The following is a 23,743-nucleotide window of genomic DNA, read 5'->3' on the forward strand; positions in this document are numbered from 1 at the left end:
CGGAACGACTACTGGGCGGCGCGCTCCAGGATCAGCTCGCGCACGCGCGCGGCATCCGCCTGGCCCTTCATCGCCTTCATGACGGCTCCGATGACCGCGCCGGCGGCCTGAACCTTGCCGTCCTTGATCTTCGCCATGACGTCCGGCTGCGCGGCCAGCGCCTCGTCGATCGCCGCGATGAGCGCGCCGTCATCCGAGACGACCGCGAGCCCGCGGGAATCGACGACCTCCTGCGGCGTCCCCTCGCCGGCGATGACGCCCTCGAGCACCTGGCGCGCGAGTTTGTCGGTCAGCGTGCCCGCGTCGACGAGCTTCTGCAGCGCCGCCACGTTCTCGGGGCTGATCAGCTCGGTCGAATCCTTCTCCGCGGCATTCGCCTGTCGCGAGATCTCACCCGTCCACCACTTGCGTGCGGCGGCGGGTGCGGCGCCAGCCGCGATCGTGGCCTCCACGACATCGAGCAGACCGCCGTTGCGCACGTCCTGGAACTCCAGGTCTGTGAAGCCCCATTCGGTCATCAGACGTCGACGACGGGCGACGGGCTGTTCGGGCAGTGCCGCGCGCAGCTCCTCGATCAGCTCAGCCGCAGGCTGAACGGGAAGCAGATCCGGTTCGGGGAAGTACCGGTAGTCGTCGGCATCCGACTTCGGTCGCCCTGGCGAGGTGGTGCCGGTGTCCTCGTGCCAGTGCCTGGTCTCCTGAATGATCGTGCCGCCGTCGGCGAGGATCGCGGCCTGACGCTGGATCTCGTAGCGCACCGCGCGCTCGACGGAGCGCATCGAGTTGACGTTCTTGGTCTCGGTGCGCGTGCCGAGCTTCTCCTGGCCACGAGGACGCAGGGAGACGTTCGCGTCGCAGCGCAGGTTGCCGCGCTCCAGCCGAGCCTCGGAGATGCCGAGGCCGCGGACGATGTCGCGGATCGCGGCGACGTACGCCTTCGCGATCTCCGGTGCTCGATGCTCGGCACCGAAGATCGGCTTCGTGACGATCTCGACGAGCGGAACACCCGCGCGGTTGTAGTCGACCAGCGAGTACTCGGCGCCCTGGATGCGTCCGGTCGCTCCGCCCATGTGGGTGAGCTTTCCGGCATCCTCTTCCATGTGCGCGCGCTCGATCGGCACCGTGATGAGCGTGCCGTCCTCGAGCTCCACCTCGACCGAGCCCTCGTACGCGATCGGCTCGTCGTACTGGGAGATCTGGTAGTTCTTGCCGAGGTCGGGGTAGAAGTAGTTCTTCCGCGCGAACCGGCTGGACTCGGCGATCGAGCAGCCGAGCGCGAGCCCGAGGCTGATCGACGAGCGGATCGCCGTCGCGTTGACGACGGGCAGTGAACCCGGAAGGCCGAGATCGACCGGAGCGATGAGCGTGTTCGGCTCGGACGCGTGGTACTTCTCGTTGGCCGGGTTCGGAGCATCCGAGAACATCTTGGTCTCGGTGTTGAGCTCGACGTGCACCTCGAAGCCGAGCACCGGCTCGAACAGTTCCAGTGCCTTGTCGAAGTCCATCAGAGCGGCGGCGGCCATCAGCGGTTCCCTCCCTCGAGCTGCGGGGCTCTGGTCAGCAGCGGTGCACCCCACGAGTCGACGAGTGCGGTCTCGAGCGCGGCGCCCACGCGGTACAGACGCGCATCCTCATGCGCCGGAGCCAGGAACTGGATGCCGACGGGCAGCCCGTCCTCGGCGGCGAGCCCTGAGGGGATCGAGATGCCGGGGACGCCGGCGAGGTTCGCCGGGATCGTCGTGATGTCGTTGAGGTACATCTGCAGCGGGTCGTCGATGCGCTCGCCGATCTTGAACGCCGTGGTCGGCGCGGTCGGTGTGGCGATGACGTCGACCTCGGCGAAGGCGTTCGCGAAATCCTGCTGGATCAGGGTGCGCACCTTCTGCGCGCTGCCGTAGTACGCGTCGTAGTACCCGGCGGAGAGCGCGTACGTGCCCAGGATGATGCGGCGCTTGACCTCGTCGCCGAAGCCGGCTTCGCGCGTCGCTGACATGACATCCTCGACCGTCGCGCCGCCCTCGGGCGTCACGCGCAGTCCGAAGCGGACCGAGTCGAACTTCGCCAGGTTGCTGGATGCCTCGGCCGGCAGGATCAGGTAGTACGCGGCGACACCGTACTCGAAGTGCGGTGTGGAGATCTCGACGATCTCGGCGCCGTTGGCCTCGAGCAGTGCGAGCGATTCGCGGAAGGATGCGGCGACACCGGGCTGGAAGCCGGTGTCGGGCAGCTCCTTGATGACACCCACCTTGAGGCCCTTGAGCACGTCTCCGCGCGCGCCGTCACGGGCGGCGTCGGCGAACGACGGCCACGCGTCGGTGAGGGACGTCGAGTCCTTCGGGTCGTGCCCGCCGATGACGTCGTGCAGGAGTCCGGCATCCAGCACAGTGCGGGTGACGGGACCGACCTGGTCCAGGCTCGACGCCAGCGCGATCGCGCCGTAGCGGCTGACGCCGCCGTAGGTGGGCTTGATGCCGACCGTGCCGGTGACGTGCGCGGGCTGGCGGATCGATCCGCCGGTGTCGGAGCCGAGCGCGAGCGGAGCCTCGAACGCGGCGACCGCGGCAGCGGATCCACCGCCGGACCCGCCGGGGATCCGGTCGAGATCCCACGGGTTGCGCGTCGGACCGTATGCCGAGTGCTCGGTGGAGGAGCCCATCGCGAACTCATCCATGTTCGTCTTGCCCAGCGGCACGAGCCCAGCGGCGCGCGACCGGGCGACGACGGTGGCGTCGTACGGGGACAGGTAGCCCTCGAGGATCTTGGAGCCGCTCGTGGTGGGCTGATCCGTCGTGACGAGGACGTCCTTGATCGCGAGAGGGACGCCTGCGAGCGGGTGCAGCTGCGAGCCTTCGGCGCGCGCCGCATCGATCCGGTCGGCGGCGGCCAGTGCGCCCTCGTTCACGTGCAGGAAGGCATGCACGTCGCCGTCGACAGCGGTGATGCGGTCGAGGTGCGCCTGGGTCGCCTCACGGCTGGAGACCTCACCGGCCGTCAACTTGTCCGCGAGTTCGGCCGCGGTCCAGCGGATGATGTCGCTCACTGCTCTTCTCCCAGGATCGCGGTGACGCGGAAGCGTCCGTCGGCGGCATCCGGTGCGTTCTGCAGCACCTGCTCGTGCGTCAGCGTCTGACCGACCTCATCGGGACGGAAGACGTTCGCGAGCGGGATCGGGTGGCTCGTCGCCGCGACGTCCGCGGTGGCGACTTCCGAGACCTTCGCGATGTTGTCGACGATGGCGTCGAGCTGGCCCGTGAGCCGCGTCACCTCATCGTCGTTCAGCTGGATGCGCGCGAGCACGCCGAGATGGCGTACGAGTTCGGGGGTGATTTCAGACACCCGACCAGTCTAGTTCGCAGCCGCCGCTCCCCCGTGACCTCTCGCGTCCCCCATAGGCTGTTGCCCATGACGACGTTCGATCCCCCTCGTCCCTGGGTCGCCAGCTACGCCGCCGGTGTCCCCGAAGACCTCGCACCGGTTCAGGGCTCCCTCATCGACATCGTCGCGGCATCCGCTCGCGACTACCCGCAGGCCCCTGCGCTGCAGTTCTTCGGGCGCGAGACGACCTACGCCGAGCTCCAGACCGCGATCGACCGGGCCGCCGGCGGGCTGCGCGCCCTCGGTGTGAAGGCCGGCGACCCGGTCGCGATCGTGCTGCCGAACTGCCCGCAGCACATCGTCGCCTTCTACGCCGTCCTGCGCGTCGGGGCCGTCGTCGTCGAGCACAATCCGCTCTACACGCCGCGCGAGCTGCGCAAGCAGTTCGAGGATCACGGCGCCGCCCACGCGATCGTGTGGAACAAGGTCGTCGGGACAGTGCAGGACTTTCCGGCCGATCTCGCCGTCACGACGCTCATCTCGGTCGATGTCACCAAGGGGATGCCGAAGCTCACGCAGCTCGCTCTGAACCTCCCGATCGCGAAGGCCCGTGAGTCCCGTGCCGCGCTGACGGAGAAGGTGCGCGGCACAATCCCGTGGGAACGCGTCGTGGGCGCCGAGCCTCTGCCCGCCTCGCACCCGAAGCCGCAGACCGACGATCTGGCGATCATCCAGTACACGTCAGGCACGACCGGAACACCGAAGGGCGCGGCGCTCACGCACCGCAATCTGCTCGCCAACGCGGCGCAGTCGCAGGCATGGGTGCCCTCGATCGAGCGCGGCAACGGATGCGTGGTGTACGCCGTGCTGCCGATGTTCCACGCCTACGGCCTGACCCTGTGCCTGACCTTCGCGATGTCGATGGGCGCCCGTCTCGTGCTGTTCCCGAAGTTCGATCCCGACCTCGTCCTCGACGTCGTGAAGAAGCATCCGGCGACGTTCCTGCCGCTCGTGCCGCCGATCGCCGATCGACTGCTCGCCGCTGCGAAGTCGAAGGGCGTCTCGTTGGACGGGATCGATGTCGCGATCTCCGGAGCGATGGCCCTGCCGCACGAACTGGTCGTGCCGTTCGAGGAGGCCACCGGCGGCTACCTGGTCGAAGGGTACGGGCTCAGCGAGTGCTCGCCGGTGCTCATGGCGAACCCCGTGGCCGACAGCCGTGTCCCCGGGACGGTCGGACTCCCCCTGCCCGGAACCGAATGCCGGGTCGTCGACCCGGAGGAGCCCACCAAGGACGTCGCCCCCGGCTCCGCAGGCGAGCTTGTAGTCCGCGGTCCGCAGGTGTTCTCCGGCTACTACGGCAAGCCCGAGGCCACGGATGACGCGTTCGTCGACGGCTGGTACCGCACCGGCGACATCGTGACGATCGACGACGCCGGCTTCGTCCGGATCGTTGACCGCATCAAGGAGCTCATCATCACCGGCGGGTTCAACGTCGCCCCGACCGAGGTCGAGAACGCGCTGCGTCAGCATCCCGTGGTGTCGGATGCCGCGGTCATCGGGCTTCCCAGCGAGCACTCCGGCGAGGAGGTCGTCGCAGCCGTCGTCGTCGACGGCGATTCCGATGTCGACGTCGAGTCGATCCGAGAGTTCGCCCGCGGCATCCTGACGCCCTACAAGGTTCCGCGGCGCGTGTTCGTCGTCGACGAGCTGCCCAAATCGCTCATCGGCAAGGTCCTGCGCCGCGAGGTCAAGGACAAGCTCGTCGCCTTGACGAACGGGTCCTGACCGACGACCTCACAGACACGAGGGGCCCGGGGGCGCTACCTTTAGGAAGTGACCCCTGAAGATGCAGTGCTGACCGACGCCCCTGAGGAATCCCCCGCTACCCCCGGATTCGAGGAGCTCGGCATCACCGGGCCCGTTCTCAAAGCCATCCGAGATCTCGGATACGAGACCCCTTCGCCGATCCAGGCCGAGACCATCCCGACCCTGCTGAGCGGACGCGATGTCGTCGGTATGGCCCAGACCGGAACCGGGAAGACGGCCGCGTTCGCCCTGCCCGTGCTCGAGCGCCTTGATGTGTCGCAGAAGACCCCGCAGGCCCTGGTGCTCGCGCCGACCCGCGAGCTCGCACTGCAGGTCTGCGAGGCATTCGAGTCGTACGCCTCCAAGATGAAGGGCGTGCACGTCCTCCCCGTATACGGCGGACAGGGCTACGGCGTCCAGCTGTCGGCGCTCCGCCGCGGCGTCCACGTCGTGGTCGGCACGCCAGGGCGCATCATGGACCACCTGGCCAAGGGGACGCTCGACCTCTCCGAGCTGAAGTACCTCGTGCTCGACGAGGCCGACGAGATGCTCAAGATGGGCTTCGCCGAGGACGTCGAGCAGATACTCGCGCAGACTCCGGAGGAGAAGCAGGTCGCCCTGTTCTCGGCGACCATGCCTGCGCAGATCCGTCGGCTCGCTCAGCAGTACCTGCGGGATGCCGAGGAGATCACCGTCAAGTCGAAGACGGCGACCAACACGAACATCACGCAGCGCTACCTGGTCGTCTCCTACCAGCAGAAGGTGGATGCGCTCACCCGCATCCTCGAGGTCGAGAACTTCGACGGGATGATCGTATTCGTCCGCACCAAGAACGAGACGGAGACGCTGGCGGAGAAGCTGCGCGCCCGCGGGTACTCGGCGGCCGCCATCAACGGAGACGTCCCCCAGGTGCAGCGCGAACGCAGCGTGAACCAGCTCAAGGACGGCAAGCTCGACATCCTCGTCGCCACGGATGTCGCCGCTCGCGGTCTGGACGTCGAGCGCATCAGCCACGTGATCAACTTCGATATCCCCACCGACACCGAGTCGTACGTGCACCGCATCGGCCGCACCGGCCGCGCCGGTCGGTCGGGAGACGCGATCAGCTTCATCACCCCGCGCGAGCGCTACCTGCTCAAGTCGATCGAGAAGGCGACGCGCCAGCAGCCCACCCAGATGCAGTTGCCCAGCACCGAGGACATCAACACGACCCGCCTCGCGCGCTTCGACGATGCCATTACGACCGCGCTGAGTGAGACGAGCCGCATCGAGGCGTTCCGCGACATCGTCGCGCACTACGTGCGCAACCACGACGTCCCCGAGGGCGATGTGGCCGCCGCGTTGGCGGTTGTCGCTCAGGGCGAGACTCCACTGCTGCTGGACCCGCAGAACGACCCGCTCGCCCGCGCGGTCGCCGCTGACAACCGTCCGCCGCGCGAGTCCGGATCCCGCGGTGAGCGCGGGGACCGCGCGCCCCGCACCGAACGTCGTGGACGCGGCGACTACGCCGCGTACCGCATCGAGGTCGGACGTCGTCACCGTGTGGAGCCGCGCCAGATCGTCGGCGCTCTCGCCAACGAGGGCGGCCTCGGTCGCGACGACTTCGGCGCCATCAAGATCAACCCGGACTTCTCGATCGTCGAGCTGCCCGCGAATCTGGCTGCCTCGGTGCTCGACAAGCTCCGCGACACGCGCATCTCGGGTCGACTCATCGAGATCAAGCCGGACCGCGGACCGCGCGGCGGCGGTGCACGTCGCCCGCGCGACGACGACCGGCACGACAGTCGTCCCGCGCGCGGCGACCGGGACGAGAGGCCATACCGCAAGCCGCGTCACAAGGGCTGACCCCACGCGCGAGAAGTCGTCTGCGCGGTGAGGCCGAACCGGCGGGGTCGGTCTCACCGCGCAGCGCACGTCCCGCGATCGGCTACCGTGGCGTCATGGTGACGGTGAAGTGGGCTCGCGTCGAGGACGCGACCTGCATGAGCTCCGCCACGTGCGAGCGCTGACATGACCTCGATCCGCGTGCGCGTCACCGGGCGCGTGCAGGGCGTCGGCTACCGCTGGTTCGTGAACGACCTCGCTGCGGCCGGCGGCATCGCCGGATGGGTGCGGAACCGTCACGACGGGTCCGTCGAGGCAGAGCTGCACGGCGAGGCGCTGAAGATCGACGGCATGCTCGACGCCATGAGCAGAGGACCGCGTTCGGCACGGATCGACGATCTCGAGGTCACCGAGATCCCGGAGCATGCCTTCGACGGGTTCGAGATCCGACCGACGCGGTGACGACGATCAGATCGACGCGAACGTCCGCGCGGCGATGACCGCGGCGAGACCCTGGACATCGACCGGCCGCGCGGTATTCACACGGATCACGGGGAATCCGGTCATCGGCCGGGCAGCAGCTGCCGCCGCATCCCACTCGGCGATGCGGGCCTGATCATCGTGGACGGCGTGCCTTGCCCGCGTCAGGTATCGCTCGCGCAGGAGCTCCCGCGGGGCCTCGCACCAGACCTCCACCCCGACCGGGGCACCGGCCGACTCCCACCCGCGGCGGAACCACGACTCGTCGCGCCCGGCGAGCCAAACGGACTCGACCAGCACCGCGCCGTCCAGCATTCCGACGATCCGCCAGAGCGCATCGGCGGCCAGCGCACCGACCGCGCGCGTCGGCAGAGCGGCCTCCACGGCCTCGCCGAGCGCTTCCTCGATCGCGTCCTTCGAGACCATCGGGACACTGAGCTCGCGCGCCAACGGGCGGGCGAGCGTCGTCTTTCCCGCTCCGGCCATGCCGTTGAGCACGATGAGGCGGTCAGCCATCGGCATCCGCGACCGATCGGGCGAGCTTCGCCGCGACATCGATGAGCGACTCGGGATGCGCCAGCAATGTCCGCTGCGAAGGCGATTCGATGAGGTGCGCCAGCAGACGATGCGTTCCCGTGACCGTGGGTGCCCAGTAGCCGCCGACATGATGCCTGCTCAGTGGACGCGTCTCGGTCGTGCCGTTCGCGACGATCTCCAGCGAACCGTCATCGGGATCCAGGTCGATCATGTCGGCGGTGACCACGGTGAGCGCCCCGATCGCCACCGTGCTCACGAGACCGGGCAGCCGGAACCTGGTCGTCGGAACGTTCAACGTCACGCGCTCGACATCGTCCCAGGAGAAGAGTCCCCGTCCGGTGCCGCCGTTGCGGATGACCACCGCGTCAGGGGTCAGGCGCACGTGATGCCTCCCTGGGTCTCCGACGGCCAGTGTTCCCTCCACGGCGATCAGAGGGCCGTAGCGCTTCATGCGAGCGCGTCCGGCCCCTCCGTGACGAGGACGTGGAACTGCGCGGCATCCAGAATCCGGATGCCGAGCTCCTCGGCCTTGGCGAGCTTGGATCCGGCCCCGGGCCCCGCCGCTACGAAATCCGTCTTCTTCGACACGCTCGAGGCGGCCTTGCCACCGGCCTGGATGATCGCCTCCTGGGCTCCGTCGCGGGTATAGCCGTCGAGGCTGCCGGTCGCGACGATCGTGAGGCCGTCGAGCACGCCGCCCTCGCTTACCGCGGCTCCTGGCCCAGGGTGCCCCGGTGTCGCCCACTGCACGCCTGCAGCGGTCCACTGCTCGACGATCTCGCGGTGCCAGTCGACCTCGAACCAGTCCAGGAGCGAATCAGCGATGATTCCACCGACGCCTTCGACGGCGGCCAGCTCGTCACGGGATGCCGCACGGATCGCGTCGAGCGAGCCGAACCACTGCGCGAGCGCGCGCGCCGCAACCGGACCCACGTGCCGGATGTTCAACGAGACGAGCAGCCGCCACAGCTCCTTCGTCTTCGCCTTCTCAAGTTCGGCCAGCAGCTTCACGGCAGCCGCCGACGGCTGCGCTGCGTTGATCCCGTTCTTCTTCTCGGCGGCGGTCGGATTGCGTCGGAAGGGCGCTCGTGTCTTGACGATGCCGTCGTCATCCTGCTTGGGCAATCCGGTCTCGCCATCGCGGACCACGACCGAGATCGGCACGAGGTCGTCGAGTACCAGGGAGAACAGCCCTGCCTCGGTGTCCAGCGGGGGCAGCGCGGGGGGCGCCGCCTGCGTGAGCGCCGCGGCTGTCACCTCGCCGAGCACCTCGATATCCAGGGCGCCGCGAGAACCGATGTGCTCGACGCGGCCCCGGACCTGCGCGGGACACGAACGCGCATTCGGGCACCGCAGATCGATGTCGCCCTCCTTCATCGGGCGCAGCGGCGTGCCGCATTCCGGGCACCCGACGGGCATCACGAACTCGCGTTCGCTGCCGTCGCGCTTCTCGGCCACCGGCCCCAGCACCTCGGGGATGACGTCCCCGGCCTTGCGCAGGACCACGGTGTCGCCGATCAACACGCCCTTCGCCTTGACGACGTCCTTGTTGTGCAGCGTCGCCTGGCGCACCACGGAACCGGCGACGTGCGCCGGTTCCATGACGGCGAACGGCGTCGCGCGCCCGGTGCGGCCGACGGACACCACGATGTCGAGCAGGGTCGTCTGCACCTCCTCGGGCGGGTACTTGTAGGCGATCGCCCATCGCGGCGCGCGACTGGTCATGCCGAGTTCGTCGTGCAGTGCGAGTTCGTCGACCTTGACGACGATGCCGTCGAGCTCGTGCTCGATGTCTTGCCGATGCTCGCCGAAGTGCTCGACGAAGGCGACGACGTCGTCGATGCCCTCGCAGACCTTGGTATGGGGGCTGGTCGGCAGACCCCAGCTCGACAGCAGCTCGTACACCTCGCTCTGCGCGGCAACGGGAGGGTTCTGCCAGGCACCGATGCCGTGCACGTACATCGCCAGGGACTCGATGCGCAGGAGCGCGGCCTCGAGCTCCAGCCCGTCCTTCTTGTCGAGCTGCTGACGCAGGCCGCCGCTGGCGGCGTTGCGCGGATTCGCGAACGACGGGAACCGCCTCGCAGCCGCGGTGCGCGCCTTCTCCTCCTCGAAGGGCTTCTTGGCTCCGCCACGGCTCTGCCAGCGCGCCAGGGCTTCGGCGTATGCGCGATCACGGAACGCGGCCTGCGCCGCATTGAGCCGTTCGAACGCCGCCACCGGGATGAACACCTCGCCGCGCACCTCGACGATCTCAGGGTGACCTTCTCCGCTCAGGCGCAGCGGGATCTCGGGCAGCCGCAGCGCGTTCTCGGTGACGATCTCGCCCACGCGTCCGTCGCCGCGTGTCGCCGCGGAGGTCAGCACTCCGTTCTCGTAGCGCAGGTTGATCGCCAGACCATCGATCTTCAGCTCGGTGAGCCACGCCACCGCCCGTCCAGCGGACGACTGCGTCTTCGCGGCCCAGTCCCGCAGCTCGTCGACGGAGAAGACGTTGTCGAGGCTCAGCATCCGCTCGGCGTGCTCGATCGTCGCGAGCCCGGTGGCCTCCGCCGCGCCGACCATCTGCGTCGGCGAATCCTGGCCCTGCAGTTCGGGATGCAGTCGCTCGAGTTCCTCGAGACGGCGCATCCAGGCGTCATAGGTCGCATCGTCGACGACCGACGTGTCACGACCGTAGTACGCGTCCTTCGCCTCGAGGATGCGGGTGGTCAGCTCTTCGGCTTCGAGGCGGGCGTCTTCCAGCGAGATGTTCTCCGGCACCCCGTCAGTCTACGAGCGGCGTACGACATCACCGGAGCGATTTGCATCCTGCAGGAGATTCCGCGTTCTGCAGGAGCTGACCGGCAATATGCGCCTCGCATGTCCGCGAATCCCCTGCAGGATGCGGGGACCTCGGCCGTCACACCCCGACCGGCACCGCCGAGACCGTCGTGTCGATCGTGAACTGCCCGAGCACACGCGTGCCGACGTAGAGCACAGCGGTCTGACCAGGGGCCACGCCGTCCAGCGGCACCGAGGGCACCACGCGGACAGCGGCATCCGACACGGAGGCGACAGCGGCAACCGGCTCCGCGTGCGCTCTGATCTGCACCTCGCACGCGAACTCGGCATCCGTCGGCGCGGCCCCTGCCCAGCTGAACCGCTCCCCCGAGATCTCCGCGATCGCGAGAGCCTCCTTCGGGCCGACCACGACCGTGTTCGAGACCGGACGCACTTCGAGCACGAACCGCGGCTTGCCGTCCGGGGCCGGCACGCCCAGGTGAAGCCCTCGCCGCTGGCCGACCGTGTAGCCGTGCGCTCCTTCATGCGAGCCGACGACGGCGCCGGTGCGGTCGACGATCTCGCCCGTCGCCGTGCCGACCTTCTCCGCCAGCCATCCGCGCGTGTCGCCGTCGGGGATGAAGCAGATGTCGTGGCTGTCCGGCTTCTGCGCCACGCTGAGGCCTCGTTCGGCGGCCTCGGCGCGTACGAGCGCCTTGGACGGCGTCGACCCCAGCGGGAAGTAGGTGTGCGCCAGCTGCTCGGAGGTCAGGACACCCAGCACATACGACTGGTCCTTCGCGTTGTCCGATGCTCTGTGCAGCTCCAACCCGGCCTCGGTCGGGACGAGCGTCGCGTAGTGCCCGGTGCAGACGGCGTCGAAGCCGAGCTCGAGCGCGCGCTCCAGGAGGGCCGCGAACTTGATCTTCTCATTGCAGCGCATGCAGGGGTTCGGCGTCCGCCCGGCCTGATACTCGCTGATGAAGTCGTCGATCACGTCGTCGCGGAAGCGCTCGGAGAAGTCCCACACGTAGAACGGGATGCCCAGGCGATCGGCGGCGCGGCGCGCGTCCATCGCGTCCTCGATCGTGCAGCAGCCGCGGCTGCCGGTGCGCAGGGTACCTCCGGCTCGAGAGAGCGCCAGGTGCACACCGACGACCTCGTGGCCCGCCTCCACAGCCCTGGCCGCAGCGACGGCCGAGTCAACGCCACCGCTCATGGCCGCCAGAATTCGCATGAGACCAGTCTACGAGCCGCTGCCTGGCCGGGACCCGGATGCCCGCGCGTACACGTCGGCGATCACCGACAGCACGGCGTCCACGTCCTCGTCGGAGGACGTGCGGCCGAGCGTGAAGCGCAGCACGCTTCGCGCATCCTGCTCGCTGCGCCCCATCGCCATCACGACGTGCGACGGCTCGGCGACGCCGGCCTGGCACGCGGATCCGGTGGATGCCGCGATCCCGGCGACGTCCAGCAGGAAAAGCAGGCTCTCTCCCACGGCGGCGGGGAACAGCACGTGCGCGTTGCCTGGCAGCCTGTCGACCGGGTCGCCCAGCAGCACGGCGTGGGGAACGCGCTGCAGGATGCCGGAGACGAGCCGGTCCCTGAGCACGCCCAGGCGCAGCGATTCGGCCTCCCGCTCGGCTTCGGCGCGCTCGAGCGCGACGGCGAGGGCCGCGGCACCCGCGATGTCCTGCGTACCGGCGCGGAGACCGCGCTGCTGCGCCCCGCCGTGCATCAGCGCTGTCATCCGCGCGGTGCGCGCCACCACGAGAGCCCCGACTCCGACGGGGGCGCCGATCTTGTGCCCGGCGATGCTCATGGCCGCGAGCCCTGATCCCGCCGGCGCCTCGCCGCGGAGTCCGCGGAACGACAACGGGATGTGCCCGAGCGCCGCGACCGCATCGAGATGCAGCGGCACCAGCGCGTGTCCGGCTGATCGCGACAGGGCCGCAGCATCGTTGAGAGTCCCCGACTCGTTGTTCGCGATCAGCGCGGTCGCCAGCGCGGCACCGGGCAGCGCCGACGCGAACGCGGCGGGATCGATGCGGGCGTGGTCCGTCACCCCGACGACGCGGACGGCGGCGCCTTCGCGCACGAGAGCGGCGACCGTGTCGACGGTCGCATGATGCTCGGCATCCGGCAGCACGATCGCTCCCGTCCCCTGCGGACGGGAGACCCAGAGGCCCCGAAGCGCGGTGTTGATCGACTCGGTTCCGCCGGACGTGAGCACCACCTCGATCGGGTCGCAATCGAGCACGGCGGCGATGCGCTCACGGGATTCCTCGAGCAGGCGCCGCGCATCCTGACCGGCGCCGTGCGTCGATGCGGCGTTGCCGATGACCGTCGTCGCCTGCACCCAGGCATCCCGGGATTCCGGGCGCAGCGGGGTCGTCGCCGCGTGATCGAGGTAGTGACGCATACGTCGATTCTCCCCTGTCCGGCTACTGCCGAGGGTGGAACTGAGTGCGGCCTGACATGAGACGGCAACACAACCCGCCTAGGGTGTTACTCATGCCCGCGTCCCGTCCGTTCTCCGTTCCCGGCGGAAACAACCTCGACAACCTCGGCGTCCGTATGCACGACGGCGCAGCCACGCTGCGCGTCTGGTCGCAGAACGCGTCATCCGTCGAGCTCGTCACGTTCGATGAATCCGACCTGGATTGGGTCACCGACACCGCCGCACTCGATCGCCGCCCCGGCGGCGTGTGGGAGGTCACGACCGACCTGCTGCAGCCGGGCACCCGGTACGCACTGCGCGTCGGCGGACCGCACGGCCCAGGCAACACGTTCAACCCCGAGACCCTGCTGCTGGATCCCTACGCGCGCGGTCTCGCCCAGGGCGACGGCTACGAGGAATGGCGCTCGGTCGTCATCGCCGACGGCTTCGACTGGGGCGGCGTGCCGAAGCCGCGCATCCCGCTGGATCGCACCGTGATCTACGAGGCCCATCTCAAGGGCGTCACCAAGCGCCACCCGGGAGTCACGCCTGCGCTGCACGGCACATACGCCGGGCTCGCGCACCCCGCCATGATCGAGTACTTCCACTCGATCGGGGTCACCACGATCGAGCTGCTGCCGATCCACGCGTTCGTGCCGGAGCCTCGCCTGCTCGAGCGCGGCCTGACGAACTACTGGGGTTACAACACACTCAACTTCTTCACCCCGCACGCCGCGTACGCCAGTGACGACGCGCGCAAGGAGGGACCGGAGGCCGTGCTCTCCGAGTTCAAGGGCATGGTGCGTCTGCTGCATGAGGCCGGCCTCGAGGTGGTCCTCGACGTCGTGTACAACCACACCTCCGAGGAGGGAATCGGCGGGCCGCGCTCGAGCCTGCGCGGCATCGACAACGCGTCTTACTACCGTCAGCAGCCGGACGGCGCGTACATCGACACCACTGGCTGCGGCAACACACTGAACACCTCGACGGATGCCGCGGCGCGCCTGGTCCTCGATTCGCTGCGGTACTGGGCGAACGAGATGCAGATCGACGGCTTCCGGTTCGATCTCGCGGCGGCTCTCGGCCGCAACGCCGGCCACGAATACGACCGCGACCACCCGCTGCTGCGGGCGATCCTCGAGGACCCCGCACTCGCGGATGCGAAGCTCATCGCGGAGCCGTGGGACGTGGGCCTGGGCGGCTGGCAGACCGGCAACTTCCCCGAGGGCTACATGGAATGGAACGACCGCTACCGCGATCGCGTCCGCAACTTCTGGCTCAGCGACATCGACTACGCGCGACGCGCCTCGGCACCGGTCGGCATCGGCGGGTTCGCGACCCGCCTCGCCGGTTCGTCGAACACGTTCGCCGCCGAGCGGGGTCCGCTCGCGAGCGTCAACTTCGTCACGGCGCACGACGGCTTCACGCTGCACGATCTCGTCTCGTACGACGTCAAGCACAACGAGGCGAACGGCGAGAACAACCACGACGGCGCGGACATGAACCGTGCGTTCAACCACGGCGCCGAGGGGCCGACGGACGACCCGAACATCCTCGCCGCACGGCGCAAGGCCATGCGCAATCTGCTCGGCACCGTCCTGTTGTCGGCCGGCATCCCGATGCTCACCGCCGGTGACGAGAACGGGCGCACTCAGCGCGGGAACAACAACGCGTATGCGCACGACTCGGCCCTCACCTGGCTGAGCTGGGAGTTCGAGCCGTGGCAGGAGGACCTCCGCGCCCATGTGACGACGCTGACCCGGCTGCGCCGCGAGAATCCGGCGCTGCGGCCCAGCCGCTACGCCCGGCTGGGCGAGCACATCCCCAACGCGAGCGTCATGGACTGGTACGACCAGAACGGCGAGACGATGGAGCAGCAGCAGTGGACGGATCCGGGCAACCGGACGTTGCAGTACGTCGCGGCATCCACTCCTGACACCGAGGATTTCAACCGCATCCTGCTCATCGTGCACGGCACCGAGACGCCGATCGACATCACGCTTCCGGATGCCGTCGAAGGCGCGACGAAGTTCATATCGCTCTGGTCGAGCGCCGATGAGCACCCGGATGCCGAGCAGCGTATCCTCGCCCCCGGCGACGTCCTTCCGGTGCCTGGTACGTCGATGCATCTGTTCCGCGTGGAGTGACTCGGCGAGCCCGCTCGCGCGCCGGTGTCACCGAGAGCGCAGGAGCGGTACATTCGGGATATGGCCGCACGCACGGTATCCCGTCCCGAGGCTCTGAGGAGCCTCGCCCAGATCCCCCTGCGGTCCGCTCCGGCGACCGCGACGCCTGAGTCGACGCGCGTCGGGCGCCTCCCTCTGTCGGATCCCCGTCCGTTCGTCCCCGGTGGATTCGACGCGAAGGCGTTCTCCGGCGAGGTGGTGCCGTTCAGCGTCATCGCATTCCGCGAGGGGCATGATCGCATCGGCGTGCACGTGCGCCTCACGGCACCGGACGGTACCGAGACGCTGCATCGTCTCGCTCCGCTGAACGACGGCAGCGATCGCTGGACCGTGGACATCGCGCTCGACGACCGCGGGCTGTGGCGCTACCGATTCGAAGCCTTCGCCGATGACTACGCGACCTGGGCGCACGCCGCCGCGGTCAAGATCGACGCCGGCGTGGATGTCGAGGTGATGACGGCATCCGGAGCGCAGCTGTTCGCACGCGCGGCGGCCGAGAAGGACCGACCAGCCGCCGAACGACGTCGACTCAGCGCCGCCGCGCGCGACCTCGGCGGGGCGGATGCCGCGGTGACGCAGGAAGCAGCACGCAGCGCCGAGTTCGCCCGACTCTTCTCGGCGCGGCCCGTTCGCTCGCTGGCATCGGCATCCGACGAGCAGCGCATCCTGGTGGAGCGCACCAGGGCCGGTGTCGGGGCCTGGTACGAGTTCTTCCCGCGTTCGGAGGGCGCCAAGCGCCGGAAGGACGGCACGATCGTCAGCGGCACGTTCCGCACCGCTGTCCGGAGACTGCCCGCTGTCGCGGAGATGGGCTTCGACGTGGTGTATCTGCCGCCGATCCATCCGATCGGCCGCAGCCATCGCAAGGGGCCGAACAACACGCTCGACGCCGGTCCGAACGATCCTGGGTCGCCCTGGGCCATCGGCTCGGCCGACGGCGGCCACGACGCCGTGCATCCCGACCTGGGCACGCTGGCTGACTTCCGCGCGTTCGTCCGCGCCGCGCAGAAGTCCGGGCTCGAGATCGCACTCGACCTCGCGCTGCAGGCGTCCCCTGATCACCCCTGGGTGCGCGAGCACCCCGAGTGGTTCACGACGCTCCCCGATGGCACGATCGCGTACGCCGAGAACCCGCCGAAGAAGTATCAGGACATCTACCCCGTCAACTTCGACAACGATCCAGAGGGCATCTGCGCCGAGGTGCTGCGCGTGGTCGAGCACTGGATCGCGCAGGGCGTGAGGATCTTCCGCGTCGACAACCCCCACACGAAGCCCCTCTGGTTCTGGGAGTGGCTGATCGCTCGCGTGACCGAACGCCACCCTGACATCGTGTTCCTCGCCGAGGCGTTCACCCGTCCGGCTCCGCTGCGCGGCCTCGCCGCTGCCGGATTCCAGCAGAGCTACACGTACTTCACGTGGCGCAACACCAAGGCGGAGCTCGAGGAGTTCCTGACTTCGCTCGCCACCGAGACCGCGGACTACCTGCGCCCGAACCTCTTCGTCAACACGCCGGACATCCTCACCGAGTACTTGCAATTCGGCGGCAGGGCCGCCTATCGGATCCGTGCGGCGATCGCGGCGACTGCGGCGCCCACGTACGGCGTCTACGCCGGCTACGAGCTGTATGAGAACGTCGCTCGCCCCGGCGCCGAGGAGAACATCGACAACGAGAAGTACGAATACAAGCTGCGCGACTTCGCGGCGGCTGAGGCGGCAGGCGATTCGCTCGCGCCCTATCTGCGCCGACTCAACGAGATCCGTCGCGACCATCCGGCACTGCGTCAGCTGCGCAACCTCGCGGTGCACTGGAGCGACGACGACGCCGTGCTGGTGTTCTCGAAGCATCTCGATGCCGCCTTCACGGGAACAGGCTCCTCGGACACCGTGCTGGTCGTCGCCAATGTCGATCCGCATTCGGTGCGGGAGACCACGGTTCATCTGGACACGCGCGTCTGGGGCATCGCGCCCGGTGAGCCGTTCGACGTGGAGGACCTCGTCACCGGCCAGGTCTGGACCTGGACCGATCACGACTACGTGCGGCTCGACGCCTTCGCCGAGCCCGTGCACATCCTGGCAGTGAAGGAGCGATCATGAGCTACGTCGAGGACGTCACCGAAGCCGAGGACTGGGCGCAGATCGCCGCAGGCGCGCATCATGCCCCGCACGACGTGCTCGGCGCGCATCCGTCCCAGGATGCCGCAGGTCGCACGCTCACGACGATTCGTGTTCGTCGCCCGCTCGCCGACGAGGTCAGTGTCGTCTTCGCGGACGGGAAACGCCTGCCGATGACGCATACCGCCCATGGCATATGGGAGGCGAGGCACGAAGGCCCGCCGGTGGCCTACCGGGTCGCGGCGGTGTACGGCGAGGACGAGACGGTCACCGGTGACCCGTACCGGCATATTCCGACGCTGGGCGACATGGATCTGCACCTGATCGCCGAGGGGCGCCATGAGCGCCTGTGGGACGCGCTGGGCGCGCACCCGAAGGCGCACGGCTCCGAGCTGGGCACTGCCTTCGCTGTGTGGGCGCCGAACGCCCGCGCGGTACGCGTCGTGGGAGACCACAACGGCTGGGACGGGGTCGGACATCCGATGCGCTCGCTGGGCGCGAGCGGCATCTGGGAGCTGTTCATCCCGGATGTCACGATCGGTACGCGCTACAAGTTCGAGATCCTCACCCGCGACGGCCGCTGGATCCTCAAGGCGGACCCGATGGCGCAGCTCGCCCAGACCCCGCCGGAGACGGCATCCGTCGTGACGGCATCCGCCTACACCTGGCAGGACGGGGCGTGGATGACGCGCCGCGCCGCCACCCACGCCGTCGCCCAGCCGATGTCGGTCTATGAAGTCCATCTCGGCTCCTGGCGGAACGGCCTCGGCTATCGCGACATGGCCGAGCCGCTCATCGAGCACGTGAAGGCGACCGGGTTCACGCACGTCGAGTTCATGCCCGTCGCCGAGCACCCCTTCGGCGGGTCCTGGGGCTACCAGGTCAGCGGCTACTACGCCCCGACCAGCCGCTTCGGCTCCCCCGACGACCTCCGCCACCTCATCGACCGCCTCCACGGGGCGGGAATCGGCGTGATTCTGGATTGGGTGCCAGGCCACTTCCCCAAGGACGCCTTCGCCCTCGCCCGCTTCGACGGCGAAGCGCTGTACGAGCATCCCGATCCGCGGCGCGGCGAGCACCAGGACTGGGGGACTCTGATCTTCGACTACGGCCGCACCGAGGTGCGCGGCTTCCTCGTCGCGAACGCGCTGTACTGGCTCGAGCAGTTCCACATCGACGGGCTCAGGGTGGATGCCGTGGCCTCCATGCTCTATCTCGACTATTCGCGCAACGACGGCGAGTGGGAGCCCAATATCCACGGCGGGCGGGAGAACCTCGAGGCCATCCGATTCCTGCAGGAGGCGAACGCGACCGCCTACCGCCTGCACCCCGGGATCGTCATGATCGCCGAGGAGTCGACGAGCTTCCCCGGCGTCACCGCGCCGACCGATCACGCCGGTCTCGGTTTCGGGTTCAAGTGGAACATGGGCTGGATGAACGACTCCCTGGTCTACATCGAGCGTGACCCCGTGCACCGCTCGCACCACGAAGGCGAGATGACGTTCTCGTTCGTGTATGCGTTCGGCGAGAACTACGTCCTCCCGATCAGCCACGACGAGGTCGTGCACGGCAAGCGCAGCCTCGTGGCGAAGATGCCCGGTGACCACACGCACCAGCTCGCGAACGCGCGAGCGTATCTCGCGTACATGTGGGGCCATCCCGGCAAGAACCTCCTGTTCATGGGGCAGGAGTTCGGGCAGCTCTCGGAATGGTCCGAGTCCAGGGAGCTGGACTGGTGGCTTCTGGACCAGCCGGCGCATCGCCAGCTCCTGGATTTCGTCGGCTCGCTCAACGCTACCTACCGCGCGCAGGCCCCGCTGTGGGAGCGCGACGGCGACGCCTCATCGTTCACCCGGATGGGCGCGCCGTCCTGGGACCCGAACGTCATCGCCTTCGAGCGACGCGACGCGCACGGCGGTCGTCTGGTCGTCGTCAGCAACTTCTCGGGCACGACCCGCACCGCCCTACCGCTCGCGTTCAGCGTCGAGGGCGTCTGGCAGGAGGTGCTCAACACGGATGCCGCCGCGTTCGGCGGTTACGACGCCGGCAACCTCGGCATGGTCGTCGCGCATCCGGAACAGGATGCCGGTGTGCCGATCGCCGCGGTCACGGTGCCGGCGCTGTCGACGCTGTGGTTGCGCCACCAGCCGGATCCGCACGTGCCGACCGTGTCGCACGGCTGACGCGCTGGTCGGTTCAGAACAACAGCGACGACAGCCGCGTGCGCGCGCTGACGACGCGAGGGTCGTCGGCGCCGATCAGACCGAACAGCTCGACGAGGCGCTCGCGCACCGGCGTCCGCTCCTCCGCTCCGAGTGCGGCGAACAGGTCGAGCAGGCGGCCGAATGCGTCGTCCACGTGCCCACCGGCGATATCGAGATCGGCGACGGCGAACTGGGCCTGGACGTCCTGGGGCGCTGCGGCAGCGGCCGCGCGCGCCTGCTGCAGATCCAGCCCCTGGACGCGATCGAGCAGACGCACCTGGCCGAGCCCGGCGCGCGCCTCGTCGTCGCGGGGGTTCTCCGCGAGTGCCTTCTCGTACGCGCGGATCGCGGTCGCGTAGTCGCCGTCTTCGATCGCCGCGAACGCCTCGGCGTGCAGCGGCGGCAGCGGCGGCTCCTCGGCCACGGGAGCGTCCGGCTGCTCGTCTCCGACGGACAGCACGCCGGTGACGCCGTTCTGCGCCGCGAGCTGCAGGAGCTGGTCGAACACCTGGCGGACCTGCTCCTCGGGAACGGCCCCGTTGAACATCGGAACCGGCTGTCCGGCCACGAGGGCCACCACCATCGGGATCGACTGCGCGCGGAAGCCCTGCGCGAGCTGCGGGTTGGCGTCGACGTCGACCTTGGCGAGGACGACGCGGCCCGCGAGCTCCTGGGTGAGCTTCTCGAGGATGGGGCTGAGCTGCTTGCAGGGTCCGCACCACTCGGCCCACAGATCGACGACGACGGGCACAGTGCGCGACAGTTCGAGGACCTCGCCGAACGTCTCATCGGTGACGTCGCGGATGAGCGCTCCGGATGCCGGTGCGACGTCGCCCGTCGGTGCGGCACCCTCAGCAGGCGGCGCGGCCGGACGGTTGCGGAGGGCGGACAGGTCGACGGCGCCGCGGAGGGCTGCCGGAGAGATGTCGGTCATTTGATCACTTCCACGCTCAGAACATCCTGGTGAACCGCCAGCAGACGGATCTGCTCCCCCGACACCTGGGTCGGAACCGAGAAGAACAGCTGCATGCTGTACGTCGTCTTGACGCCCTTGGCCGACTGGTCGACGCCGGTGAGCGCCTTCGCCACGGGGTCGTCGCCGAACTTGATGACGGCCTCCGCCGAGGTCGGCGTGATCGTCTCGCTGTCCAGCACGGCGACCGACACGATCGCACCGCTGTCCAGCGTGGCCATCGACACCGGCTCGTCGGCCGCGGGCTCCATGCCGAACTCGGCCTTCGACGTCTCGGCCGCCTTCTTCTCGGCGAGGCTGTCCACGACGGACTGCCTGCTCGCCTGAATGGTCGTGGCCAGCTCGTGCGTTCCGTCGTCGAACAGGTCGTACGAGGCGCTCTGGTCTCCGGCATCCACGACGTCCGAGAACGCCGCAGCCAGCTCGTTCGGAGCGAGCGCGAGGAAGGTCGTGTCCGGCGGAACGAGGGTCGTCCCCGCCCATGCCGGCGCGAGGGCGGGCAGTTCGACGGATGCCTGCATCTCGGCGAGGTAGGACACCTTGTAATTCGACCACGGGTCCTGCTGCTTCATCGTCATGATGACCGGCGCGACCGAGTCGTCCTCGCTGCTCTTCGAGAGCATCAGCACCGTGCGCGGCCATGCGTCGGTCGCCTGCGGCAGCAGGATCTCGACGTCGTCCGTCGGGATGACGGCCGGGGCCGCACGGTCCGCGATCGCGCCGCGCAGCGTGTAGTCCGTTCGGCGTGCGGTCAGCGCCGCACCGTCGAGGCGCGTCGCCGCGAGGTCGATGTCGAGCTCGGTGTCCGCCGTGGCCACCGTGCCCGAGATGCTCTCGAGGATCCGCTTCGCCTGGGCTTCGGTCACCGCCGGCGGCTTCTGGTTCTCCGGGGCGATCACCGTCGGGGTCGGCGACGGCGTCGCCGTCTCTGCGCCGAACTGCGGCCACGAGTCGGCCGAGCATCCGGTCGCCACGACGGCGACCAGCGCGAGCGCCGGGATGGCGAGACGGCGGCGACGGGTCAGGCCGACCCGCTTGGCCGTGCCTTCCTCCGGCTTCGGCTCCGGCGTCGCGTCCGATGCGGGCTCGGCCGCGTCATCCGCCGACGGCTTGTCCTCGATCGCCTCGCGCTCGGGAACCTTGTCGATGGCGACGTCGATCGGCTCGGTGACCGGCAGCGGGCCAGGGCCCTTGCGGCGCGGGCCGCGGCCACGGCGCTGGTGACGGATGCCGAGGATGTACAGCACGATCCCGATCGCGAGCATCAGACCGCCCGCGGCCATCAGCGGGCCGGCCAGCGGCGTCGAGTCGTCCAGCGGCCAGGAGACGACGATGTCATCGGGGGCTGGTTCGGTGCCGTCCCGCGCGATGAGCATGCTGGTGCCTTCGGGCAGCTGCGAGTCGGAGATGATCTGGTCCTGCTCGGCGAACGAGTCCAGCCAGAGGTCGGAGCCGGCCGGGTTGCGGCCGACTGCTGCGGCTGCGGGGTCCTCGGACGGCGTGGCGGTCGGGGTCGGCGTCGCGTCGCCCTGGGCATCCTCGGCCTGCTCCGGCTCGACGACCGTGGTGACCGGTGCGCCGTCCTCGTCCAGCGTGATCGAGTTGTACGTGGCGTCGGAGAGCCACGCCTCCATGTCCGCTGTGCGCCCGTAGGCCGCGAACAGCTCTCCCTCGCCGCGGATGATGAGGCTCTGCACACCGGGCTGGGTCCGCAGCACGGCACCGTCGATCAGCGTGTACGGCTCCGGTTGCGAGGTCTCCAGCACCAGCTCTTCGCTGGAGGGGCCCAGGAACAGGGTGCGTTGAGCGATCCCCGCACCGATCAGGAGCGTGGCCAGGACGAAGGCCACGACGGCCCATACGAATCGCACGAAAAGATCTCCTTACGTGATCCGGAAGGGTCCCGGATCATCGCTCGACGTTTCAGACTAGCGAAATCACCTGAGTATTGTCCCAAGCAGATCGCCGACGCGCGCTCGGCAGGTCTGCGGCTCTGGCTTGTGTCGACTGGATACGCTGGCCTCACCTGTTCTCCGAGGAGCCGTCATGAAGTTGCACAATCCGTTCCGCACGGCACTGGTGGCGACGCTCGGAGTCGGTCTCGGCATCCTGCTCATCGGCAGCGTGCAGACGCTGTCCACGGTGCTGCTGTACCTGGGCACGGCCCTGTTCATCAGTCTCGGACTCGATCCGCTGATCTCCTGGCTGGAGAGGCGCAAGCTCCCCCGTTGGCTCGCGGTCCTCGTGACCATCGTGGCGGTGCTCGGCGTGTTCGCCGGAATCGTCCTCATCGTGCTGCCGATCATCATCTCGCAGGTCACGCAGCTCGTCGAGCAGATCACCGCTCTCGTGCAGAGCAGCAATGACATCTGGGCCGATCTGCGCACCTGGCTCGGCGATCTGTTCCCCGCGCTGGACATCGACCGGGTGCTCACGGAGGCGCAGGACTGGCTGCTGGCGAATGTGGGCAACATCACCGGCGGGGTGATCAATGCGAGCCTCGCCGTCGTCAACGGGCTCTTCGGCGCCTTCATCGTGCTGATCCTGACCATCTACCTCACCGCGTCGACGCCGTCGCTCAAGCGCTCCGTCTACCAGCTGGTCCCGGCGTCGAAGCGCCCGCGCTTCATCGACCTGGCCGATCAGATCACCGACTCGGTCGGCTATTACGTCATGGGCCAGGTGTCCCTCGGCGTCATCAACGGCGTGCTGAGCGCGGTCTACCTCACGATCATCGACGCGCCGTTCCCCGCCGTGCTCGCCGTCGTGGCGTTCTTCTTCTCGCTGATCCCGCTGGTCGGAACGCTCACGGGCTCGACGATCATCGTGCTCACCTGCCTGATTCCGGGGCTCGGGTCCCCCGCGACCGCGCTGGCCGCCGGAATCTACTACCTCATCTACATGCAGATCGAGGCGTATGTCATCTCGCCGCGCATCATGAGCAGGGCGGTCTCGGTGCCCGGTGCCGTCGTCGTGGTCGCGGCTCTCGCCGGAGGTTCGCTGCTCGGGCTCCTCGGGGCGCTCATCGCGATCCCGGTCGCGGCCAGCATCCTGATCATCTACCGGCAGGTCGTCATCCCGCGGATGAACGAACGCTGAG

Annotated in this window: 17 protein-coding genes; 7 read left to right on the forward strand and 10 right to left on the reverse strand. The window is 68.8% G+C overall.

Features of this window, described 5'->3' with window-relative positions; translation table 11 throughout:
- Positions 1 to 8 precede the first annotated feature (8 nt).
- Genes gatB through gatC form a run of 3 tightly spaced genes read right to left on the reverse strand, consistent with a single transcriptional unit; the run spans position 9 to position 3,336 of the window.
- On the reverse strand, positions 9 to 1,523 hold the full coding sequence (gene gatB / locus ACWAT3_RS02675; protein WP_460795653.1) for an Asp-tRNA(Asn)/Glu-tRNA(Gln) amidotransferase subunit GatB: 1,515 nt from the start codon (positions 1,521 to 1,523) through the stop codon (positions 9 to 11).
- Entirely contained in the window at positions 1,523 to 3,040 is a 1,518-nt protein-coding gene (gatA, locus tag ACWAT3_RS02680) for an Asp-tRNA(Asn)/Glu-tRNA(Gln) amidotransferase subunit GatA (RefSeq protein WP_460795654.1), read from the reverse strand. The genes gatB and gatA overlap by 1 nt, the downstream gene beginning before the upstream one ends.
- Complete coding sequence (gene gatC / locus ACWAT3_RS02685) at positions 3,037 to 3,336, reverse strand: Asp-tRNA(Asn)/Glu-tRNA(Gln) amidotransferase subunit GatC (protein ID WP_460795656.1); 300 nt, start codon at positions 3,334 to 3,336, stop codon at positions 3,037 to 3,039. Before gatC ends, gatA begins: the two co-directional genes overlap by 4 nt.
- Before the next feature lie 66 nt (positions 3,337 to 3,402).
- Here gatC and ACWAT3_RS02690 point away from each other — a divergent pair, with 66 nt between their 5' ends.
- The 3 genes from ACWAT3_RS02690 (at position 3,403) to ACWAT3_RS02700 (ending at position 7,410) form a co-directional block, all read left to right on the forward strand.
- Entirely contained in the window at positions 3,403 to 5,103 is a 1,701-nt protein-coding gene (locus tag ACWAT3_RS02690) for a long-chain-fatty-acid--CoA ligase (protein ID WP_460795657.1), read from the forward strand.
- A gap of 66 nt (positions 5,104 to 5,169) precedes the next feature.
- Complete coding sequence (locus ACWAT3_RS02695; RefSeq protein ID WP_460795873.1) at positions 5,170 to 6,969, forward strand: DEAD/DEAH box helicase; 1,800 nt, start codon at positions 5,170 to 5,172, stop codon at positions 6,967 to 6,969.
- A 165-nt stretch (positions 6,970 to 7,134) separates the two neighbouring features.
- Entirely contained in the window at positions 7,135 to 7,410 is a 276-nt protein-coding gene (locus ACWAT3_RS02700; RefSeq protein WP_460795659.1) for an acylphosphatase, read from the forward strand.
- Between the two features lie 6 nt (positions 7,411 to 7,416).
- Here the strand turns inward: ACWAT3_RS02700 and ACWAT3_RS02705 are convergent, their stop codons facing one another.
- The 5 genes from ACWAT3_RS02705 to ACWAT3_RS02725 form a co-directional block, all read right to left on the reverse strand.
- Positions 7,417 to 7,944 carry an AAA family ATPase gene (locus ACWAT3_RS02705; protein WP_460795661.1) on the reverse strand — a complete coding sequence of 176 codons (528 nt, stop codon included), beginning with the start codon at positions 7,942 to 7,944 and terminating at the stop codon, positions 7,417 to 7,419.
- Positions 7,937 to 8,416 (reverse strand): hypothetical protein, encoded by a 480-nt coding sequence (locus ACWAT3_RS02710; RefSeq protein ID WP_460795663.1) that lies wholly within the window; start codon positions 8,414 to 8,416, stop codon positions 7,937 to 7,939. The genes ACWAT3_RS02705 and ACWAT3_RS02710 overlap by 8 nt, the downstream gene beginning before the upstream one ends.
- Entirely contained in the window at positions 8,413 to 10,728 is a 2,316-nt protein-coding gene (gene ligA / locus ACWAT3_RS02715) for an NAD-dependent DNA ligase LigA (protein WP_460795664.1), read from the reverse strand. The genes ACWAT3_RS02710 and ligA overlap by 4 nt, the downstream gene beginning before the upstream one ends.
- A gap of 139 nt (positions 10,729 to 10,867) precedes the next feature.
- Positions 10,868 to 11,965 carry a tRNA 2-thiouridine(34) synthase MnmA gene (mnmA, locus tag ACWAT3_RS02720; protein WP_460795666.1) on the reverse strand — a complete coding sequence of 366 codons (1,098 nt, stop codon included), beginning with the start codon at positions 11,963 to 11,965 and terminating at the stop codon, positions 10,868 to 10,870.
- Positions 11,966 to 11,974: 9 nt separating this feature from the next.
- Complete coding sequence (locus ACWAT3_RS02725; RefSeq protein WP_460795668.1) at positions 11,975 to 13,150, reverse strand: cysteine desulfurase family protein; 1,176 nt, start codon at positions 13,148 to 13,150, stop codon at positions 11,975 to 11,977.
- 92 nt (positions 13,151 to 13,242) lie between these two features.
- On the opposite strand from ACWAT3_RS02725, the gene glgX reads away from it, so the two are divergent.
- Genes glgX through glgB form a run of 3 tightly spaced genes read left to right on the forward strand, consistent with a single transcriptional unit; the run spans position 13,243 to position 19,649 of the window.
- Entirely contained in the window at positions 13,243 to 15,315 is a 2,073-nt protein-coding gene (gene glgX / locus ACWAT3_RS02730) for a glycogen debranching protein GlgX (RefSeq protein ID WP_460795669.1), read from the forward strand.
- 60 nt (positions 15,316 to 15,375) lie between these two features.
- Positions 15,376 to 17,448, forward strand: coding sequence for an alpha-1,4-glucan--maltose-1-phosphate maltosyltransferase (locus ACWAT3_RS02735; RefSeq protein ID WP_460795671.1), 2,073 nt, complete (start codon positions 15,376 to 15,378; stop codon positions 17,446 to 17,448).
- Positions 17,445 to 19,649, forward strand: coding sequence for a 1,4-alpha-glucan branching protein GlgB (glgB, locus tag ACWAT3_RS02740; protein ID WP_460795672.1), 2,205 nt, complete (start codon positions 17,445 to 17,447; stop codon positions 19,647 to 19,649). The genes ACWAT3_RS02735 and glgB overlap by 4 nt, the downstream gene beginning before the upstream one ends.
- Positions 19,650 to 19,662: 13 nt before the next feature.
- Here the strand turns inward: glgB and ACWAT3_RS02745 are convergent, their stop codons facing one another.
- Both ACWAT3_RS02745 and ACWAT3_RS02750 read right to left on the reverse strand, forming a co-directional pair.
- Positions 19,663 to 20,604: a tetratricopeptide repeat protein gene (locus ACWAT3_RS02745; protein ID WP_460795674.1), complete on the reverse strand. Its 942-nt coding sequence runs from the start codon at positions 20,602 to 20,604 to the stop codon at positions 19,663 to 19,665.
- Complete coding sequence (locus tag ACWAT3_RS02750) at positions 20,601 to 22,514, reverse strand: glycosyl transferase (protein WP_460795675.1); 1,914 nt, start codon at positions 22,512 to 22,514, stop codon at positions 20,601 to 20,603. Before ACWAT3_RS02750 ends, ACWAT3_RS02745 begins: the two co-directional genes overlap by 4 nt.
- A gap of 175 nt (positions 22,515 to 22,689) precedes the next feature.
- On the opposite strand from ACWAT3_RS02750, the gene ACWAT3_RS02755 reads away from it, so the two are divergent.
- Entirely contained in the window at positions 22,690 to 23,742 is a 1,053-nt protein-coding gene (locus ACWAT3_RS02755; protein ID WP_460795677.1) for an AI-2E family transporter, read from the forward strand.
- Position 23,743: the final 1 nt, after the last annotated feature.

It is taken from the genome of Microbacterium sp. GXF0217 (assembly GCF_054798195.1).

What these genes read in the sequence shown, in the direction of transcription:
- gatB (WP_460795653.1), bottom strand. Translation starts at nt 1,523, where the DNA reads ATGGCCGCCGCCGCTCTGATGGACTTCGACAAGGCACTGGAACTGTTC.
- ACWAT3_RS02690 (WP_460795657.1), top strand. Translation starts at nt 3,403, where the DNA reads ATGACGACGTTCGATCCCCCTCGTCCCTGGGTCGCCAGCTACGCCGCC.
- ACWAT3_RS02700 (WP_460795659.1), top strand. Translation starts at nt 7,135, where the DNA reads ATGACCTCGATCCGCGTGCGCGTCACCGGGCGCGTGCAGGGCGTCGGC.
- ACWAT3_RS02705 (WP_460795661.1), bottom strand. Translation starts at nt 7,944, where the DNA reads ATGGCTGACCGCCTCATCGTGCTCAACGGCATGGCCGGAGCGGGAAAG.
- ACWAT3_RS02710 (WP_460795663.1), bottom strand. Translation starts at nt 8,416, where the DNA reads ATGAAGCGCTACGGCCCTCTGATCGCCGTGGAGGGAACACTGGCCGTC.
- mnmA (WP_460795666.1), bottom strand. Translation starts at nt 11,965, where the DNA reads ATGCGAATTCTGGCGGCCATGAGCGGTGGCGTTGACTCGGCCGTCGCT.
- ACWAT3_RS02725 (WP_460795668.1), bottom strand. Translation starts at nt 13,150, where the DNA reads ATGCGTCACTACCTCGATCACGCGGCGACGACCCCGCTGCGCCCGGAA.
- glgX (WP_460795669.1), top strand. Translation starts at nt 13,243, where the DNA reads ATGCCCGCGTCCCGTCCGTTCTCCGTTCCCGGCGGAAACAACCTCGAC.
- ACWAT3_RS02735 (WP_460795671.1), top strand. Translation starts at nt 15,376, where the DNA reads ATGGCCGCACGCACGGTATCCCGTCCCGAGGCTCTGAGGAGCCTCGCC.
- glgB (WP_460795672.1), top strand. Translation starts at nt 17,445, where the DNA reads ATGAGCTACGTCGAGGACGTCACCGAAGCCGAGGACTGGGCGCAGATC.
- ACWAT3_RS02745 (WP_460795674.1), bottom strand. Translation starts at nt 20,604, where the DNA reads ATGACCGACATCTCTCCGGCAGCCCTCCGCGGCGCCGTCGACCTGTCC.
- ACWAT3_RS02755 (WP_460795677.1), top strand. Translation starts at nt 22,690, where the DNA reads ATGAAGTTGCACAATCCGTTCCGCACGGCACTGGTGGCGACGCTCGGA.